We start from the raw sequence: 15,746 nt of genomic DNA, 5'->3' as shown, positions 1-15,746 counted from the left end.
GCCTGCACGTCGATCTCTGCCGCTGTATGTCCGCGGTCTGTTGCCGCGAGCTCTGACCCGGCATCATGCAGCGGCACCGCCTGAGCGCGTGTGTGCCGCACCCCCGTCCCCGTATTCCCCCGATACGCACCTGTGGAGTGTGTCTGTGTCCGCGTCCGCGTCCGCGCCCGTGACGAAGTCCCCGTCCCGCATACCGAAGATCCCCTTCTGGGCCCAGATCGTCGCCGGCCTCGTGCTGGGTGTCCTGCTCGGCTGGCTCGCCCGCAGCCAGGACATCAGCTGGCTCAAGCAGACCCTTGAGCAGATCGGCGGCATCTTCGTCCAGCTGCTGAAGCTGGCCGTCGCCCCGCTCGTCTTCTTCGCGATCCTGGTGTCCATCACCAACCTGCGGAAGGTCAACAACGCGGCCCGGCTGGCCGCCCAGACGCTGGTCTGGTTCATGATCACCTCGCTGATCGCGGTCGCGATCGGCCTCACGATCGGCCTGCTCACCAACCCGGGCGCCGGCACCGGCCTCACCCCGCAGGACGGCAAGCTGCCGAAGCGCGAGGGCACCTGGATCGACTTCCTGACCGGGATCATCCCGACGGACGTCATCACGCCGTTCACCGAGCTGAACGTCCTGCAGATCGTCTTCATGGCCGCCGTCGCCGGTGTCGCCGCACTGAAGCTCGGCGACCGCGCCAAGCCGATCCTCGCGCTCTCCGAGTCGGTCCTGGAGCTGCTGCAGAAGGCCCTGTGGTGGGTCATCCGCCTCGCCCCGATCGGCACCGTCGGCCTCATCGGCTTCGCCATCGCCGACTACGGCTGGGAGCTGATCGGCAAGTACGCGACCTTCACCGCCGACGTCTACATCGGCTCGGCCCTGGTGATGTTCGGCGTCTACCCGCTGCTGCTCGCGACGGTCGCCAAGGTCAACCCGATCCAGTTCTTCAAGGGCGCCTGGCCGGCCATCCAGCTCGCCTTCGTCTCCCGCTCCTCGGTCGGCACCATGCCGGTCACCCAGAAGGTCACCGAGCGCCTCGGCGTCCCGAAGGAGTACGCCTCCTTCGCCGTACCGTTCGGCGCCACCACGAAGATGGACGGCTGCGCCGCGATCTACCCGGCGCTCGCCGCGATCTTCATCGCGCAGATCTTCGACGTCCAGCTGGGCATCCAGGACTACCTGCTGATCGCCTTCGTCTCGGTCGTCGGCTCGGCGGCCACCGCCGGCCTCACCGGCGCGACGGTCATGCTGACCCTGACCCTCTCCACGCTGGGCCTCCCGCTGGAGGGCGTGGGCCTGCTGATGGCGATCGACCCGATCCTCGACATGATCCGTACGGCCACGAACGTCGCCGGCCAGGCGCTGGTCCCGGTCGTCGTCGCCGCCCGCGAGAAGATCCTGGACGTCGACGCGTACAACTCCGCCTCCTCGTCGCCGGTCGACGAGCGCGAGCGGGTGGCCGTCGCCGCGTAACGCGCAACGCCCGGTCGCACGACCGCCCGTGATGCCCATGCCCCGTCTCACGCGGGCATGGGCATCATGTCGTTGCGGCCACGCGCCCCCGGCCGGGCGCTCTGTCGACCTGCCGCCGAAGACCGGGTGGTCGCGTACCCGTCCCGTAGGCTCTCCCCGGAGCGGGCGGCAGGGGTGGGGAAGGATGGCCGAGGTGGGTACCACGAAGGTCAAGCGGATGCCGCGGGCGGTGCGCGAGCGGCAGATGATGGACGCCGCCGTGCAGACCTTCGGGCAGCGGGGGTACCAGGCCGCGTCCATGGACGAGATCGCCGAACTCGCGGGCGTGTCCAAGCCGCTGGTCTATCTGTATCTGAACTCCAAGGAAGAGCTCTTCACCGCCTGCATCCGGCGGGAGGCGCAGGCGCTGCTCGGTGCCGTCGCGGCCGGGGTCGACGCCCGGCTGCCGGCCGAGGAGCAGCTGTGGGCCGGGCTGCTCGCCTTCTTCACGCACACCGCCGAGCATCCCGACGGCTGGGCGGTGCTGAGCCGGCAGGCACGGACGCACGGGGAGCCGTTCGCCAGCGAGGCCGCGCAGATGCGCGACGAGATCGTGGCGTACGTGGGGACGCTGATCGGGGCCGCCGCGCAGGAGACCCACCGCGCGACGCAGCGCGATCCGGAGCTGGCCGAGCGGGATGTCGCCGGGCTCTCCCAGGCGCTGGTCGGGGCGGCCGAGTCGATGGCCTGCTGGGCCAACGAGACGCCGGGTATGACGGCCTGGGAGGCGGCGGCGACGCTGATGAACTTCGCCTGGGCGGGACTCGGCAACCTCATGAAGAGCGAGCGCTGGTCTCCCCGTACTCCCCGCTCTCCCCGGTGACGCCGGTCAGGTGCACGCGGTCGCCGCTCCTCAGCTGGAAGCGGCCGGTGTCGTCGGCCGAGTGGGAGACCACACCGGGCAGGAGTACGGGCGCCCTGAAGTCCGCCCGGGCGTAGGGCAGTTCGCCGGCCGGGTCCCGTTCGGCCAGGCAGCGGGCGAAGGTCCACATGCCGTGCGCGACGGTCCTCGGGAAGCCGAAGGCCCGTGCGGTCAGCGGGTGGAGGTGGATCGGGTTCCGGTCGCCGGACACGGCTCCGTAGCGGCGGCCGAGGTCGGCCGGGAGCCGCCACTCCGCCGTCTCGGCCGTCTCCGGCAGCGGCGGTGGCGGCTGCACCGGACCCGGGGTCGGGGCGCCGGCCGGGCGGGTGTGGCGTGCCAGATAGCCGCTCGCCGACTCCCACACCAGCCGGCCCGCGAGCCGCGCCTCCGTCACCATCGTGACCTCCGTCCCCCGGCGGTGGGGGGACAAGTCCCGCGCGTACACGGTGATCTCCGGGCGATCGCGCGCCGTCAGCGACGCATGCCGCCTGACCGTGATCCAGGTGTGGACGAGGCCGAGCAGCGGAAGCGGGAAGTCCCGGCGGGCCATCAGCCGCAGCGCGGAGGAGAACCCGAGGACGTGGGGGTACGTCAGCGGCAGCGCGCCCTCGTCGTGGCGGAAGCCGCAGATCCGTGCGTACGCGGCGAGATGCCCGGGCTCGATGCGCCGCGGTCCGCTCGTGATCCGGTCCGTCGGCAGCGGCGCCTCCGGCCGGGCCTTCGCGAAGGGGGAGCGGGCCACGGCCCCGGCCAGGGCGAGGAGAACCGTCGGCGCTTCGCGGGTGGCCATGGTCCGGACTCCTTGCGCGGTCGTGGATTTACTGCAGAGTAAGTTACTTCAGGGTCAGGACGCGGGCCGCACTGCTGGTGGCCCGTGCCGAGTCGATCCGCGCGTTCCGGGTCCTGACGCGGGAGTGGTCGGAGACCAGCGGCCACCTCACGCCCTCGCTGAAGCGGGACTTCGCGCGCGAGATCGACTCGATGGACGAGTGAGACCGTCCTTTTCCGGCTCTTCCCGACTCCTCTCGCCTTCGCCCGACACTCTCAGACGCTGAGCGGCACCTCGTGGATCTCGTCGGCGGCGTGGCCGGTGCGCTCGTGGATCCGCTGGACCGCGTCGGCCGACGGACCGGTGGAGAGGCAGTAGACCGTGCCGGACTTCGGGTCCGCCCATGCCTTCTGGAAGTGCACACCCTCGTCCTTCTCGATGGCGAGGTCGGCGGCGTGCGCCTCCTTGAGCTGATCGGCGGTGATGCCGGTCATGTTCCGGTGGACGTCCATGTACGTACCCATCTCGTTCCACCTCCTCCTCTCATGGTGCGCCCTCAGGGCCACAGCAGCTCGCGGACCCAGCCCGCCGCTTCCCTGCGGTACCGGAGCCTCACGTGGCGTCGCCGCTCGTCGCCCTGGAAGAACTCGACCTCGGACGGCTGGAGGACGTACAGGGTCCAGGTGGGCGCGTGGGCGTCCGGCTCGGCCTGGGCCCGCTCCCAGGCCGCCAGGCTCGCCCGGTCCAGCTCCTCGGCCGAGCCGAGCACCTCGCTCTGGCGCCCGACCAGCGCCGAGGCGAGGGCGCCCGTCGTGCGCGCGTGCAGATCGTCGTACGCCTCGCCCGCCGTGCCCGTGGCCACCCGGCCGCGCAGCCGGACCTGACGGCCCTGGACCGGCCAGTAGAAGTGGAGGGCGGCCTCGGGGTGGGCGGCGAGCTGACGGCCCTTGGCGCTGGTCGCGTGCGAGGCGAAGTGCCAGCCGCGCTCGTCGGCGCCGTGCAGCATGACCGTACGGACGTCGGGCCGCCCCTCCTCGTCGACGGTCGCCAGGGACATCGTGTGGGGCTCGGTCTGCCCCGCCCGGGCCGCCGCCACGAACCAGTCGTGGAACAGCGGCAGGGGCTCGGCGGGGGCGGTCTCGGGGGCGAAGCCGGGCAGGTCGGTGTCCCAGACCCGGAGGGAGCGCAGCGTGCCGTCGAAGTCGGTCATGCGGAAACAGTAGGTGCCGCGCGGCCGGGCTCGTACTCCCGCACCGGCACGCGGTACTCCTTCACCGGCACGGCGTGCGCCGCGCGCTGGATGTCGTCGCGGATCTTCTTCGCGACCAGGTTCTTCCACGGCGTGCGGGGGAGCGTGCGCACCATCGCCATGCGCAGGGCGATCTTCCAGCGCGAGGAGAGCGTCATCTCCTTGACGAAGCCCGCCGCGAACCTCTGGTTCAGCTCCACGCCCGGCCGCATCACGCGCTCGTACGCGTCGAAGGCGGTCCGATGGTCGCCGTTCGCCGCCGCGAGCTCGCCCGCCAGGACGTACGCGCCGGTCAGGGCGAGGCCCGTGCCCTGCCCCGAGGCGGGCGAGGCGCAGTGGGCGGCGTCGCCGAGGAGGACGACACGGCCGCTGGACCAGCGGTCCATCTCGATGAGGGCGATCGCGTCGAGGTAGAAGTCCTCGGCGTCGGCCGCGTCGGCGATCAGCCGCGGGATCTCCCAGTCGTCACCGGCGAAGGCGTCGGCGAGCAGCCGCTTCTGGTGCGCGGTGTCGCGATGGTCGTAGGAGAGCTGCTCGGGCGAGGCGAAGACGAAGCAGTTCTTCGCGGTGTGCGCCTGCTCGCCCGCCGCGCTGTAGACGCAGATCAGCTTGTCGGGGCGGGCGTGGTACGTCTCCCAGCGGGTGAGGCCGAGCCTGTTGGGGGCGGTGAAGATCGAGATGTACGCGCCGAGGTACCGCTCGAAGCGCTCGTCCTCCCCGAAGACGAGGCGCCGGGTGTTCGAGTGCATCCCGTCAGCCCCGACCACCAGGTCGAAGCGGCGGCGGGTCCCGCTCTCGAAGGTGACGTCGACGCCGCCGCCGTCGTCGTCGAGCGCCGCGATCGAGTCGCCGAAGAGGTACTCGACGTCGTCGCGGGTCCGCTCGTACAGGATCCGGGCGAGGTCGCCGCGCATGATCTCGTCGTCGCCCTCGACCCGGCCGCCGAAGATCTCGGCGGGCATCTCGCCGACCGTGCGGCCCTTCGCGTCGACGTACGAACCGCCTGCCATGTCCGTGGAGCCGGCCCGGATCGCGTCGAGGACGCCCATCCTGCGGCAGACCTCGACGGCCGTGCCGCGGATGTCGACCTTGTAGCCGCCGGTGCGCAGTTCGGGGGCGCGCTCGACGACGGTCGGGACGAAGCCGTAGCGGTGGAGCCAGAGGGCGAGGGCGGGGCCGGCGACGGAGGCGCCGGAGATCAGAACGGTCCGGTTCGCGGTCGGGTGCGTCATGGCGGACTCCTCGTCACGGATGGGCGCGGGACCTCTCCGGCCCCGCGCCGATGACTATACGGATGTCCTACACGCTTGTCTATGACGCTTGTATAGATTGCGGCGGGCCTCACCCGCGGCCCAGCACCACCGTCCCGGAGGAGCAGAACCAGCCGCCCGTCCCCGATGCCACCGCCAGCTCCGGAAGGCTGCCGTCCGCCCGTCGCACCTGCAGCCCCGGAGCCTCCCCGCGCAGCTGCCGCACCGCCTCCACCAGCAGGAACAGCCCCCGCATGCCCGGATGGCAGGCCGAGAGGCCACCGCCGTCGGTGTTCACGGGCAGCCGGTCCTTCTCCTGGACGAACGGGCCGCCCTCACCCTTGGCGCAGAAGCCCAGGTCCTCCAGCGTCACCAGCGTCATGTAGGTGAAGGCGTCGTAGATCTCCGCGAGGTCGACCTCCTCCGGCCGTACCCCCGCCCGCTCGAAGGCCAGCCGGCCGCTGACCGCGGCGGGGGAGACCGTGAAGTCCTCCCACTGCGACATCGTGGTGTGCGAGACGTACTCGCCCGTGCCGAGGATCCACACGGGCGCCTTCGCCGTGTCCGGCACGTACTCCTCGGCCGCGAGCAGCACCGCGCAGCCGCCGTCGCTGCGGATGCAGCAGTGGAGCTTGGTGAAGGGGTCGGCGATCATCGGGCCGTCCAGCACCTCGTCGACCGTGATCGGCTCGCGGAACATCGCCTCCGGGTTGAGCGCGGCGTTCGCCCGCGCCTGGACGGCGACCTCGGCGAGCTGCTCCAGGGTGGTGCCGTACTCGTGCATATGGCGGCGGGCGGCCATCGCGTACTTCGCGATCAGGGTGTGCCCGTGGGGGGCCTCGAACTGCAGCGGCCCGCGCGCACCGAAGGAGAGGTTCGAGGTGCGGCGCCGCGCCTTGATGTCGGCGCGGGCGGTCGATCCGTAGACGAGGAGGACGGCGTTGGCGTGACCGGCGGCGATGGCGTCGGCCGCGTGCGCGGCCATCACCTCCCAGGTGGCGCCGCCGACGGCGGTCGAGTCCACCCAGCGGGGGCGCAGGCCCAGATACTCGGCCACCTCGACCGGTGCGAGGGTGCCGAGGCCCGCCGAGGCGAGGCCGTCGATCACCGAGCGGTCCAGTCCGCTGTCCGCGAGGGCGCGGCGCGCGGCCTGGGCGTGCAGGGCGTAGGGGGTGGCCTCGTCGACTCGGCCGCAGTCGGAGAGGGATATGCCGACGACGGCGACGCGGCGCCCGGTGTGGCGACCGGCGCGGTTCCGTGAGGTGGTGGGCATGAACCTGACGGTACATCAGATTGCCTGGACGGGGAGTGGCCGTCGAGAAGTGGTGGCCCGCTCGCGACATCCGCTGATCCTGACTCTGTGCTTCTGCCCCCCGTCCGCCTAGCATGACGGGCCGTCAGATACGGAGGGGAGCTCCATGGACGCCGCCTTCACCGCGGAGCAGGACGAGATCCGCCGCACCCTGCGCGAACTGCTCGCCAAACGCTCCGGACCCGCCGAGGTCCGCGCCGCCGTCACGACCCCCGAGGGGTACGACACCGGCCTGTGGCACCGGATGTCCGGCACCCTCGGGCTCGCCGGACTCGCCCTGCCCGAGGAGTACGGCGGCGTGGGCTGCGGCCCCACCGAACTCGTACTCGCCTGCGAGGAGACCGGCCGGGCCCTCACCCCCTCCCCGCTCCTCGCCACCGCCGTCCTCGCCGCCCCGCTGATCGCGGCCCTCGGCAGCGAACGACAGCGCGCCGACCTCCTGCCCCGCATCGCCGACTCCTCGCTGACCTGCGCCCTCGCCGTGCCAGGGGGATCCCTCGCCCTCGCCCTCGGGCTGACCGGCGACAACGCCGACGGCTCCTGGGCCGGGGGCGGACGGGCGGGCGGCGTCCAGGCGCGGCCCGTGGAGGGAGGGTGGCGGCTGTACGGGGAGGCGGCCCAGGTCCTCGACGGGCACAGCGCCGGGCTGCTCGTGGTCGCCGCGCACACCGGCGGCTTCGCGCGCAGCCGCACCCTGCTCTTCCTGGTGCGCGGCGAGACCGCCGGACTCACCCGCGTACGGCAGCCGACCCTGGACGCCACCCGCTCCCAGGCGTCCGTACAACTCCGGAACGTCAAGGCGGAGCTGCTCGGCGAGGAGCCGGTCGACGTGCTCGGCGCGCTCGCCGCGGTGGGACGGACGGCGGCGGCGGCCCTCGCGGCCGAAGCGGTCGGCACCGCGCAGGCGGCCCTGGACCGCACCGTCGAGTACGTCGGCTCCCGCGAGCAGTTCGGCCGGCCCATCGGCTCCTTCCAGGCGGTCAAGCACCGGCTCGCCGACCTGTACGTACAGGTGGAGGCGGCACGGTCGCTGGCCTACGCCGCCGCCCGCGAACCGGCCACGGGAGCGCTCGCGCTCGCGGCGGCCCTGGAGGCGCTGCGGGAGGTGGCGGGCGAGACGATCCAGCTGCACGGCGGCATCGGCTTCACCTGGGAGCACGAGGCCCACCTGTACTTCAAGCGGGCGACGGCCGACGAACTGCTCTTCGGGCCTGCCCGGCGGCTGCGGGCGCGCGTGGCACAGCGGACCGGACTCTTCGGGGAGGTGACGGCGTCGTGGCTGCCCTCGGAGTGCGCCTGATGCAGAAGGTGTCGTCCACGCGGACGTTCGCGAAGGTCGCGCCCCACGTCATCCCGGCGATGGACCGGGCCGTGCACCGGCTGACGCGGGGGAAGGTGATGCTGAGCGCCCAGATGCTGCCGGGCCTGATCCTCACCGTCCGGGGCGCGAAGTCGGGGCTGCCCCGGGTGACGCCCCTGGCCTGCATGCCCGAGCCGGGCGGGACCTGGCTGCTGATCGGGTCCAACTTCGGGCGCGAAGGGCATCCCGCCTGGACCGCGAACCTGCTGAAGAACCCGGAGGCGGAGGTCAGTTGGCGCGGCGAGACGATCGCCGTGCGCGCCGAGCTGCTCGGCGGGCAGGAGCGAGCGGCAGCCTGGGAGGCGGCGCTGGGGTTCTGGCCGCCGTACGCGACGTACCAGGCCAGGGTGGAGCGGGAGATCAGGCTCTTCCGCCTGACCCGGCGGCAGCCGGGCGACGCACCCGACTCCTGACACGGTTCGTGATCCGGTTCCTCAACCAGTTCCTCGACCAGTTCCTGAACCGGTTCCTGACACGGGAACGCCGACGGCAGTCTCTCGAGCGGGACCGCCGTCGGCGCGACAGGACGGATGGGGGGCAGGGTGGTGCGTGGCTCGTGGCTACTTCGTCGGCTTCTTGCCCGTGATCCCGAGGTGCACCAACAGGGCCAAATTGGGCTTCAGTTCGGCCTGCTTCACACCCCAGGTCTGGAAGCCCTTCTGGTGACCGGCCACCGAGGCCAGCATCGCCACCAGGGAGCCGGCCATCGCCGCGGGACTGACGTCCTTGTCGACCTTGCCCTTGCCCTGGAGCTCCTTCACGGTGTCCGTGAGGGAGTTGGTGACGGAGTTCAGGATCTTCATGCGGATCTTGTAGAACCGCTTGTCGCCCTCCGCCGCGCCCAGGTCCACGACCCGCAGGATCGCGTCGTGCCGGCGCCAGAAGTCCAGGAAGCCCTCGACCAGTTCCTCGGAGGTCTGCCAGCCGGCCTTGCCGACCCAGGAGCGGCCGGAGACCAGATCGGTCAACGCCGCACCCTCCTTGGCCATTTCCTCCGCGATCTCGAGGACGGCTCCCTCGACGTCGGGGAAGTACTGGTAGAACGTCGCGGGTGAAGTGCCCGCCTTCCGGGCCACGTCGATGACCTTGACGTCCCGGTACGGCGAGGAGCTGAGCATCTCGCTGAGGCAGTCGAGCAGCTTCTGCCGCGTCGCCTGACCGCGTCGTCCGGCCACGCGGCCGTCGACGGTGCGTACTTGTCCTGTCATGCCGTCAGCTTACCGAGGGGTGATCGGCGCGCGATTCGGCCGACTGCAAATGGGGTGCACCCCCTCCCGGGCGGCCGACGGAGGGCCCCCTCGGGGTCAGGGAGGCGTCGGGGCGGACCCCCGCACTCGAAAAAGCTTATTAACAGCCTGTGGATAACTTCGGTGGACAACTCAAGGAAACGGAGGGTCGCCGGGTCCCTATATGGCGGTATGTTCGATTACGGGGCGTGCGGGGCGGGTCCCCCGGACCTAGCGTGGAGCCATGGCCGCATTCACAGAGGGCACCCCGTGCTGGGTGGAAGCGCAGCTCCCCGACCTCGAGGCGGGGAAGCGGTTCTACGGCGAGCTCTTCGGCTGGACCTTCGACCCCGACCGCGACGAGGCCCTCAGCGACGGCAAGCGCGTCGCCGGTCTCGTACCGAAGCGGGACGGCCGGATGCCCACCACCTGGACCGTCTATCTCGCCGCCCAGGACGCGGGCGCGCTCTCCGCCCGGATCAAGGCGGCCGGCGGCCAGATGATCATGGAGCCGTACCCCGTCGGCCCCTTCGGCGTGCTGGCGCTCGCCGCGGACCCCGGTGGAGCCGTCTTCGGGCTGCGCCAGGCCGGCGAGGACGACGGCTTCGAGAAGACGATGCTCCCCGGCTCCTTCTGCTGGATGGAGGTCTACACCCGGGAACGCGACGCGGTCGACACCTTCTACGCCTCCGTCTTCGGCTACCTCGGCCGCCAGGTGGAACCGGACGAGGAGGGCAGGGAGGGCGACTTCGACTACCGCGTCTGGTCCCCGCCCGGCTCCCGCCCCGGCGACGACACGTCCTTCGGCGGCCGCGCGGTCCTCACCGACGCCTTCCCGGCCGAGATGCCGGGGCACGTCCTCGTCTACTTCGCCGTGACGGACTGCGACGAAGCCTGCGCCACCACCGTCTCCCTCGGCGGCCGGGTCACGAACCCGCCCTTCGACACCCCCCACGGCCGCATCGCCGTCCTCCGCGACAACCAGGGCGCCCGCTTCGCCGTCCTCGCGGAGCCCACGACGGAGGACGCGTCGGAGACAGCTGCCGCCGAACCGGCGACCGAATCCGCCGAACCGGCCGAAAAGCCCTCCACCCCGTCCGACGATATGCGGTAAGACACCCCGATCCGCCCCCGGGTTCGCAACCGTCGCCTCGGACAGGAAGAATCAGGGCCACGGGGCCGTACCCTCATGGCCCGTACGGGGAGGTGGCAGGCAAGTGGAGCAGCTGACGCAGCACGACCCGAGACGGATCGGGCCCTTCGAGGTGCTGGGCCGGCTCGGTGCAGGTGGCATGGGTCTGGTCTATCTCGCGCGCTCGGCGTCCGGCCGGCGCGTGGCGATCAAGACCGTGCGGACCGAGCTCGCCGAGGACCAGCTGTTCCGTGTCCGTTTCACCCGTGAGGTCGAGGCCGCGCGGGCCGTCTCCGGCTTCTACACGGCCGCCGTCGTCGACGCCGATCCCCGGGCCGCCGTGCCGTGGCTGGCCACCGCGTACGTACCCGCGCCCTCCCTCGAAGAAATAGTGAACGAGTGCGGGCCGCTGCCGGCCCAGGCCGTGCGCTGGCTGGCCGCCGGTGTCGCCGAGGCCCTGCAGTCCATCCACGGCGCGGGCCTGGTCCACCGTGACCTGAAGCCCTCCAACGTCCTCGTCGTCGAGGACGGCCCGCGGGTGATCGACTTCGGTATCGCGTCCGGGGTCTCGAACACCCGGCTGACCATGACCAACGTCGCCGTCGGCACGCCCGCGTACATGTCGCCCGAGCAGGCCCGCGACTCGCGCAGCGTCACCGGCGCGTCCGACGTCTTCTCGCTCGGCTCGATGCTGGTCTTCGCCGCCACCGGCCACGCCCCCTTCCACGGCGCCAACCCCGTCGAGACCGTCTTCATGCTGCTCAGGGAGGGCCCGGACCTGGAGGGTCTGCCGGACGAGCTGCGCCCGCTCATCGAGTCGTGCATGCAGATGGACGTCTCGCGCCGCCCCACCCCGGCCGACCTCCAGGCCCAGCTCGCTCCCCATCTCTTCGGCTCCGGCAGCGACGACAGCGGTACGGCCTCGGCCTGGCTGCCGGAGTCCGCCACGGCCATGATCGAAACGCGCCGCGGCGGCCGCCCGAGTGCCCCACCGCCCCCGGCCGCCCCGCCCGTACCGCCGCGTCCGCCCCGGCCCGCGCCGGAGTGGAGCGGCGATCCGCACTCCGGCCAGGGCGGCGGCGGCCGGCACGCCGGCCCGGCCGAGGCGGCGGGTCCCGTACGGCTCGCCGGCGCCGCCGTCCCGATCGGCCCCGGCCCCCGGGTCGCCGACACCCGCGCCGCCGTCGGCGCGGTCGCCGACGCGGGCCCGGCCACCGGCTGGATCCGCCCGCCCGGTGGCGGCCCGAACGGCGCCGAGCCCGGCCCGCCGCCCGGCTCCCGCCCGCTGCCGGCCCCCGCCCCGGCGCCCGAGGCCGCGCAGGAGCCGGCGCACTGGCGGCCCTGGCGCTTCCGGATGTCGAACGACGTCTGGGGCACCCCGGTCGTCGCCGGTGACCTCCTCTACGTCACCTCCTTCGAGGTACACGCCCTGGACGTGGCCAGTGGCCGCCGCCAGTTCAAGACCCGGGACGTGGCCTGGTCCATGGCCGTGGCCCAGGGCCGTATCCACGCCTCCGACGGACCCACGCTGTACGCGCTCGACGCCGCCGACGGCAGCGAGCGGTGGCGGCTCCGGACGGACGCCTGGGTGTACTCCCTCAAGGTCGACCGCGGCACGGTCGTGACCGGCACCCGGGGCGGCGGCGTCCAGGGCTGGGAGGCGTCCAACGGCGCCAAGCTGTGGGAGATCACCGGAGCGCAGACCGACTTCGAGACGGCGGAGGCGGGGCCCGCCGTCCACGGCGACACGGTGTACGTGTGGCGCGACGCCCGGCTCCAGGCCCTGGACGCCCGTACGGGTGTGGAGCGCTGGTCGTACCCGGTCGGCGACGCCGCCTCCTGCGGCAACGTCCCGGTGCGGGTGGCCCCGGCGGAGGACGGCTGTGTGTACGTCTCGGCCGGTACGCGCGTGCTGTCGATCGACATCGCCGGCGGGCACGTCCGCTGGCACTTCGAGGCGCCCGCGGTCTTCCTCTCCCCGCCGGCCTTCGCGCCCGGTCCCGCCGTCACGGGCGGCGGGGTCTACCTCGCCGACTACCTCGGCACGGTCTACGCGCTCGACGCGACCACCGGCCAGGACCGCTGGCGGATCGCCACCGAGTCCCGCCAGTCGGTCGAGCCGGTCCTGGTCGTCGACGGGAACGTCCACGTGGGCAGCGGCAGCGCGCTGTACACGCTCGACGCGGTGACCGGCACGCCGAAGTGGCGGTTCGCGGCGGGCGGCGAGCTGATCGGCACGCCGGTCGTCGCGGACGGCCGGGTGCACTTCGGTTCGGCGGACCATGTCCTCTACACGCTGGACGCGATGGGGGGCCAGCTGCGCTGGAAGCTCGCGACGGGCGGCGAGATCACCGGCTCGCCGGTGGCGCGGGGCGGGGTCGTGTACGCGTGCAGCAAGGACCGCTGTGTGTACGCGCTGGACGCGGTGAAGGGTACGGCGACGGGGCGGGGCGCGGCGGCGCCGCGGGCGTAGGTCGTACGTCACGTGCGTCCCGTACGCCAGGTGCGTCAGGAGCGATGCCGGGGCGGCGGTTCGTCCGGGTACGGGCCGTGGCCACCCCGGCCCTGGTCCCACGGGTCCTGCCCGCTCTGCCCGCCCTGCCCGCCCTGGCCCTGGCTCCACTGACCACGGCCCTGCTGGTCCCAGTGGGGCTCGTCCATCGTCCGTGTCGGTGAGCCCTCGTCGTGGGGGTACACGGGTGCGTGGGGGTCCGTGGGCGCCTCGCCTTGGCGCGGGCCGGCCTGGCGCGGTGGTTCGTGGCCGTCGACCCGGGTCGCGTGGGCGCGGCGGCGGCCCGACATGACCCCCGCGGCGAGCAGCAGCAGCACGCCGCCGCCGAGGGCGAAGAACACCCCGTCGTCCAGTCCCCTGCGTGCGCCGCCGACCGTCAGGCCACCCTCGGCCTGGCCCACGCGGACCATCCACAGCACGGTGAAGCCGAGCACGATCAGCCCGGCGAGGGCCACGAGCAGGCGGGAGCGGAGCACCACGCCGACGAGGGTGACCAGGGCCGCGAAGGCGAAGGGCAGCAGGATCGAGCCGATCACCTCCGCCTTGGCGTCGGTGATGCCGCCGAACAGGTCGCCGATGCGGTAATCGCTGCCGTGACGGCCGTCGTACCAGGCACGGAAGGGGCTCCAGACGGCGGCCGTCGCTCCGGCGAGGGCCAGGATCGAGCCGATGACGTTGCGGACCATCGATCGGCCTCCTTACGGTCCGGCTCTCGCTGTCGACGCTACGCCGGGTGCGGGGGGCCCGCCACGCGGCGTTAGGGTGGCGCGGACACGACAGAAGGGGCCGAGATGGCGACGGGGACGGCGCGTCGGCGGGGCATCAGGCTCGCGGCGACGCTCACGGTGGTGGCGCTCGCGTTGACGGGTTTCCAGACGAGCAGCAGCGGTGGCAAGGGCGGCAGCGGCAAGAGCAGGAGCAAGAGCAGCGGCTCCGGCGGCGGCTGCTCCAGCTCCAAGAAGAAGAACGACGACTACGCGTACGACGACGCCGGTTCCGGTGGCGGGGGCAGCGAGTACACCGCCCAGCCGACCGTGACGGCCGCCCCCAGCCCCACGTCGGACTTCGAGGTCGTGGTCGTCGACTGTGTGAAGCCCGCCCAGAAGAAGCGGAAGGGCAAGCCCGCCCGCAAGGCGGACACCACGGCGACGCTGGAGATCACCTCGCGCGCGGCCGTCGAGGAGACGGTGAAGGTCACGCTGCAGTTCCGGGCCCGGGCGGCGGTGGTCGACACGGTGGACAAGGTGGTCACCGTCCAGCCGGGCCAGACCAGGATCTTCGACATCGCCATGGCGAAGCCGAGGACCGTGGACCAGGTGAAGGCGTGCGAGGTCTGGCGCGTGGGCACGCCCTGACCCCACGGCCCCGGCCCTTCACCGCGTCCGGAAGCCCGTCGCCCTCCTCGTGAACAGTTCGGCCTGCCGCTCCGGTGCCAGGTTCCCGAGCGTGACCAGGTGGGGTGCGTGGGCGAGGGCCTGGGCCCTGGCGGCCTCCTTGGCCGACCACAGCGCCCGGACCGTGCCCTGGACCGCCTCGGTGGGGTACGAGGCGATGACGGCGGCGGCCCGGCGGGCGGCGTCCAGCGCCCCGCCCGGCTCCGTCAGCTCGGAGACGAGCCCCGTCTCGTACGCCCGGCGGGCCGAGATCCGTTCGGCCGTCCCCATCAGGGCCATGCGCGCCACTTCCCCGTACGGCATCTTCTGCGCCATGTGGATGGTCTCGAAGGCGCTGACCATCCCGTAGGTGGTGTGCGGGTCGAAGAAGGACGCCCCCTCGCCGGCGACGAGGAACTCCGCCTCGCCGAGCAGATAGAACGCCCCGCCGCAGGCCATGCCCTCGACGGCGGCGACGACCGGTTTCCACAGGTCGTTCGCCTTGGGGCCGATCGTGAGCAGCGGATCGTCGATCGTGTACGGGGACGGGGGCTGGGGGACCTCGGCCGAGCGGTCGATGCCGGTGCAGAAGGCCCGGGTGCCGGCGCCGGTGACGACGATCGCCCGTACGGTGTCGTCGTACCGGAACTCCCGCCAGGTGGCCGCGAGCCGGCGGGCCATGTCGAGCGTGACGGCGTTGTGCTTCTCGGCGCGGTCGAGGGTGACGACGGCGACGCCCGTCTCCTTGTCGTGCGCGACGGCGATGCCGGAGGTGCTCATCCGCGCTCCAGCAGCCAGCGCGGCACCGTGACGCCGTCGATCTCGGCGAAGGCGACCTTCACGCCGGCCCCGATCCGCAGCCGTGCGGGGTCGACCGAGTCGAGCGGTGCGTCCGGAGCGGCGACGACGTTGCCGACGAGACGGATGCGGGGCGCGTCGGCGAGTTCCACGACGACGGCGTTGTAGGGGGCCTGGGCGGCGTAGTCGGGCAGGAGCGGCGGGTGGGGCACGACGTACGACCAGATCCGGCCGCGGCCGGACATGCGGCGCCACTCGCCGCGGAAGGACTGGCAGTGCGGGCAGCAGGGCCGGGGCGGGAAGCGCAGCTCGCCGCAGTCGGCGCAGCCCTGGATCCGCAGTTCGCCCTGGGCGGCGTACTCCCAGAAGGGGGCGCCGTCCTCGTCGAGGACAGGTGTGAGCATC

General features: G+C 72.6%; 17 protein-coding genes. 8 read left to right on the top strand and 9 right to left on the bottom strand.

Annotated features, from left to right (window positions below):
• The first annotated feature begins 139 nt into the window (after nt 1-139).
• Both ACFYV5_RS28505 and ACFYV5_RS28500 read left to right on the top strand, forming a co-directional pair.
• Nucleotides 140-1,459 (top strand): dicarboxylate/amino acid:cation symporter, encoded by a 1,320-nt coding sequence (locus tag ACFYV5_RS28505; RefSeq protein ID WP_389173069.1) that lies wholly within the window; start codon nt 140-142, stop codon nt 1,457-1,459.
• 193 nt (nt 1,460-1,652) lie between these two features.
• A complete protein-coding gene (locus ACFYV5_RS28500) occupies nt 1,653-2,321 on the top strand; it encodes a TetR/AcrR family transcriptional regulator (protein ID WP_355113723.1) in 669 nt (222 codons plus the stop codon).
• On the opposite strand, the gene ACFYV5_RS28495 is transcribed toward ACFYV5_RS28500, so the two are convergent.
• A complete protein-coding gene (locus ACFYV5_RS28495; RefSeq protein WP_389173067.1) occupies nt 2,272-3,150 on the bottom strand; it encodes a MaoC family dehydratase in 879 nt (292 codons plus the stop codon). The genes ACFYV5_RS28500 and ACFYV5_RS28495 overlap by 50 nt on opposite strands.
• A 77-nt stretch (nt 3,151-3,227) precedes the next feature.
• Here ACFYV5_RS28495 and ACFYV5_RS28490 point away from each other — a divergent pair, with 77 nt between their 5' ends.
• Nucleotides 3,228-3,353, top strand: a complete 126-nt coding sequence (locus tag ACFYV5_RS28490) for a hypothetical protein (RefSeq protein WP_389173065.1) — start codon at nt 3,228-3,230, stop codon at nt 3,351-3,353.
• A gap of 51 nt (nt 3,354-3,404) precedes the next feature.
• Here ACFYV5_RS28490 and ACFYV5_RS28485 read toward each other — a convergent pair whose 3' ends face one another.
• The 4 genes from ACFYV5_RS28485 to ACFYV5_RS28470 all read right to left on the bottom strand — a co-directional run bounded on the left by ACFYV5_RS28485 (nt 3,405) and on the right by ACFYV5_RS28470 (nt 6,901).
• On the bottom strand, nt 3,405-3,653 hold the full coding sequence (locus tag ACFYV5_RS28485) for an SCO4226 family nickel-binding protein (RefSeq protein WP_355113717.1): 249 nt from the start codon (nt 3,651-3,653) through the stop codon (nt 3,405-3,407).
• A gap of 32 nt (nt 3,654-3,685) precedes the next feature.
• Nucleotides 3,686-4,339 carry a pyridoxal 5'-phosphate synthase gene (locus ACFYV5_RS28480; protein WP_355113715.1) on the bottom strand — a complete coding sequence of 218 codons (654 nt, stop codon included), beginning with the start codon at nt 4,337-4,339 and terminating at the stop codon, nt 3,686-3,688.
• Entirely contained in the window at nt 4,336-5,610 is a 1,275-nt protein-coding gene (locus ACFYV5_RS28475; RefSeq protein ID WP_389173062.1) for an FAD-dependent monooxygenase, read from the bottom strand. Before ACFYV5_RS28475 ends, ACFYV5_RS28480 begins: the two co-directional genes overlap by 4 nt.
• A gap of 109 nt (nt 5,611-5,719) precedes the next feature.
• Entirely contained in the window at nt 5,720-6,901 is a 1,182-nt protein-coding gene (locus ACFYV5_RS28470) for an acetyl-CoA acetyltransferase (RefSeq protein ID WP_389173060.1), read from the bottom strand.
• A gap of 145 nt (nt 6,902-7,046) precedes the next feature.
• On the opposite strand from ACFYV5_RS28470, the gene ACFYV5_RS28465 reads away from it, so the two are divergent.
• Nucleotides 7,047-8,240 (top strand): acyl-CoA dehydrogenase family protein, encoded by a 1,194-nt coding sequence (locus ACFYV5_RS28465; protein ID WP_389173058.1) that lies wholly within the window; start codon nt 7,047-7,049, stop codon nt 8,238-8,240.
• On the top strand, nt 8,240-8,713 hold the full coding sequence (locus tag ACFYV5_RS28460; protein WP_355113862.1) for a nitroreductase family deazaflavin-dependent oxidoreductase: 474 nt from the start codon (nt 8,240-8,242) through the stop codon (nt 8,711-8,713). Before ACFYV5_RS28465 ends, ACFYV5_RS28460 begins: the two co-directional genes overlap by 1 nt.
• Nucleotides 8,714-8,860: 147 nt before the next feature.
• Here the strand turns inward: ACFYV5_RS28460 and ACFYV5_RS28455 are convergent, their stop codons facing one another.
• Nucleotides 8,861-9,508, bottom strand: coding sequence for a TetR family transcriptional regulator (locus ACFYV5_RS28455; protein ID WP_355113707.1), 648 nt, complete (start codon nt 9,506-9,508; stop codon nt 8,861-8,863).
• 262 nt (nt 9,509-9,770) lie between these two features.
• On the opposite strand from ACFYV5_RS28455, the gene ACFYV5_RS28450 reads away from it, so the two are divergent.
• A complete protein-coding gene (locus ACFYV5_RS28450; protein WP_389173056.1) occupies nt 9,771-10,640 on the top strand; it encodes a VOC family protein in 870 nt (289 codons plus the stop codon).
• A gap of 103 nt (nt 10,641-10,743) precedes the next feature.
• Nucleotides 10,744-13,131, top strand: coding sequence for a PQQ-binding-like beta-propeller repeat protein (locus ACFYV5_RS28445; RefSeq protein WP_389173054.1), 2,388 nt, complete (start codon nt 10,744-10,746; stop codon nt 13,129-13,131).
• A 35-nt stretch (nt 13,132-13,166) separates the two neighbouring features.
• Here ACFYV5_RS28445 and ACFYV5_RS28440 read toward each other — a convergent pair whose 3' ends face one another.
• Nucleotides 13,167-13,856, bottom strand: a complete 690-nt coding sequence (locus tag ACFYV5_RS28440; protein WP_389173052.1) for a hypothetical protein — start codon at nt 13,854-13,856, stop codon at nt 13,167-13,169.
• 105 nt (nt 13,857-13,961) lie between these two features.
• On the opposite strand from ACFYV5_RS28440, the gene ACFYV5_RS28435 reads away from it, so the two are divergent.
• Nucleotides 13,962-14,525, top strand: a complete 564-nt coding sequence (locus ACFYV5_RS28435) for a hypothetical protein (protein WP_355113699.1) — start codon at nt 13,962-13,964, stop codon at nt 14,523-14,525.
• A gap of 18 nt (nt 14,526-14,543) precedes the next feature.
• On the opposite strand, the gene ACFYV5_RS28430 is transcribed toward ACFYV5_RS28435, so the two are convergent.
• On the bottom strand, nt 14,544-15,323 hold the full coding sequence (locus ACFYV5_RS28430; protein WP_389173050.1) for an enoyl-CoA hydratase/isomerase family protein: 780 nt from the start codon (nt 15,321-15,323) through the stop codon (nt 14,544-14,546).
• Nucleotides 15,320-15,745 (bottom strand): OB-fold domain-containing protein, encoded by a 426-nt coding sequence (locus ACFYV5_RS28425; protein WP_355113695.1) that lies wholly within the window; start codon nt 15,743-15,745, stop codon nt 15,320-15,322. Before ACFYV5_RS28425 ends, ACFYV5_RS28430 begins: the two co-directional genes overlap by 4 nt.
• Between the last annotated feature and the right edge of the window lies 1 nt (nt 15,746).

The organism is Streptomyces sp. NPDC003035, assembly GCF_042888285.1.
GTDB lineage: Bacteria > Actinomycetota > Actinomycetes > Streptomycetales > Streptomycetaceae > Streptomyces.
Note: the sequence above shows the minus strand (reverse complement) of the source record. Positions and strands in the feature narration are given on the sequence as shown.

Excerpts from the sequence above, each read along its gene's own strand:
- ACFYV5_RS28495 (WP_389173067.1), bottom strand. The coding sequence starts at position 3,150 with ATGGCCACCCGCGAAGCGCCGACGGTTCTCCTCGCCCTGGCCGGGGCC.
- ACFYV5_RS28485 (WP_355113717.1), bottom strand. The coding sequence starts at position 3,653 with ATGGGTACGTACATGGACGTCCACCGGAACATGACCGGCATCACCGCC.
- ACFYV5_RS28480 (WP_355113715.1), bottom strand. The coding sequence starts at position 4,339 with ATGACCGACTTCGACGGCACGCTGCGCTCCCTCCGGGTCTGGGACACC.
- ACFYV5_RS28475 (WP_389173062.1), bottom strand. The coding sequence starts at position 5,610 with ATGACGCACCCGACCGCGAACCGGACCGTTCTGATCTCCGGCGCCTCC.
- ACFYV5_RS28470 (WP_389173060.1), bottom strand. The coding sequence starts at position 6,901 with ATGCCCACCACCTCACGGAACCGCGCCGGTCGCCACACCGGGCGCCGC.
- ACFYV5_RS28465 (WP_389173058.1), top strand. The coding sequence starts at position 7,047 with ATGGACGCCGCCTTCACCGCGGAGCAGGACGAGATCCGCCGCACCCTG.
- ACFYV5_RS28460 (WP_355113862.1), top strand. The coding sequence starts at position 8,240 with ATGCAGAAGGTGTCGTCCACGCGGACGTTCGCGAAGGTCGCGCCCCAC.
- ACFYV5_RS28455 (WP_355113707.1), bottom strand. The coding sequence starts at position 9,508 with ATGACAGGACAAGTACGCACCGTCGACGGCCGCGTGGCCGGACGACGC.
- ACFYV5_RS28450 (WP_389173056.1), top strand. The coding sequence starts at position 9,771 with ATGGCCGCATTCACAGAGGGCACCCCGTGCTGGGTGGAAGCGCAGCTC.
- ACFYV5_RS28440 (WP_389173052.1), bottom strand. The coding sequence starts at position 13,856 with ATGGTCCGCAACGTCATCGGCTCGATCCTGGCCCTCGCCGGAGCGACG.
- ACFYV5_RS28435 (WP_355113699.1), top strand. The coding sequence starts at position 13,962 with ATGGCGACGGGGACGGCGCGTCGGCGGGGCATCAGGCTCGCGGCGACG.
- ACFYV5_RS28430 (WP_389173050.1), bottom strand. The coding sequence starts at position 15,323 with ATGAGCACCTCCGGCATCGCCGTCGCGCACGACAAGGAGACGGGCGTC.
- ACFYV5_RS28425 (WP_355113695.1), bottom strand. The coding sequence starts at position 15,745 with ATGCTCACACCTGTCCTCGACGAGGACGGCGCCCCCTTCTGGGAGTAC.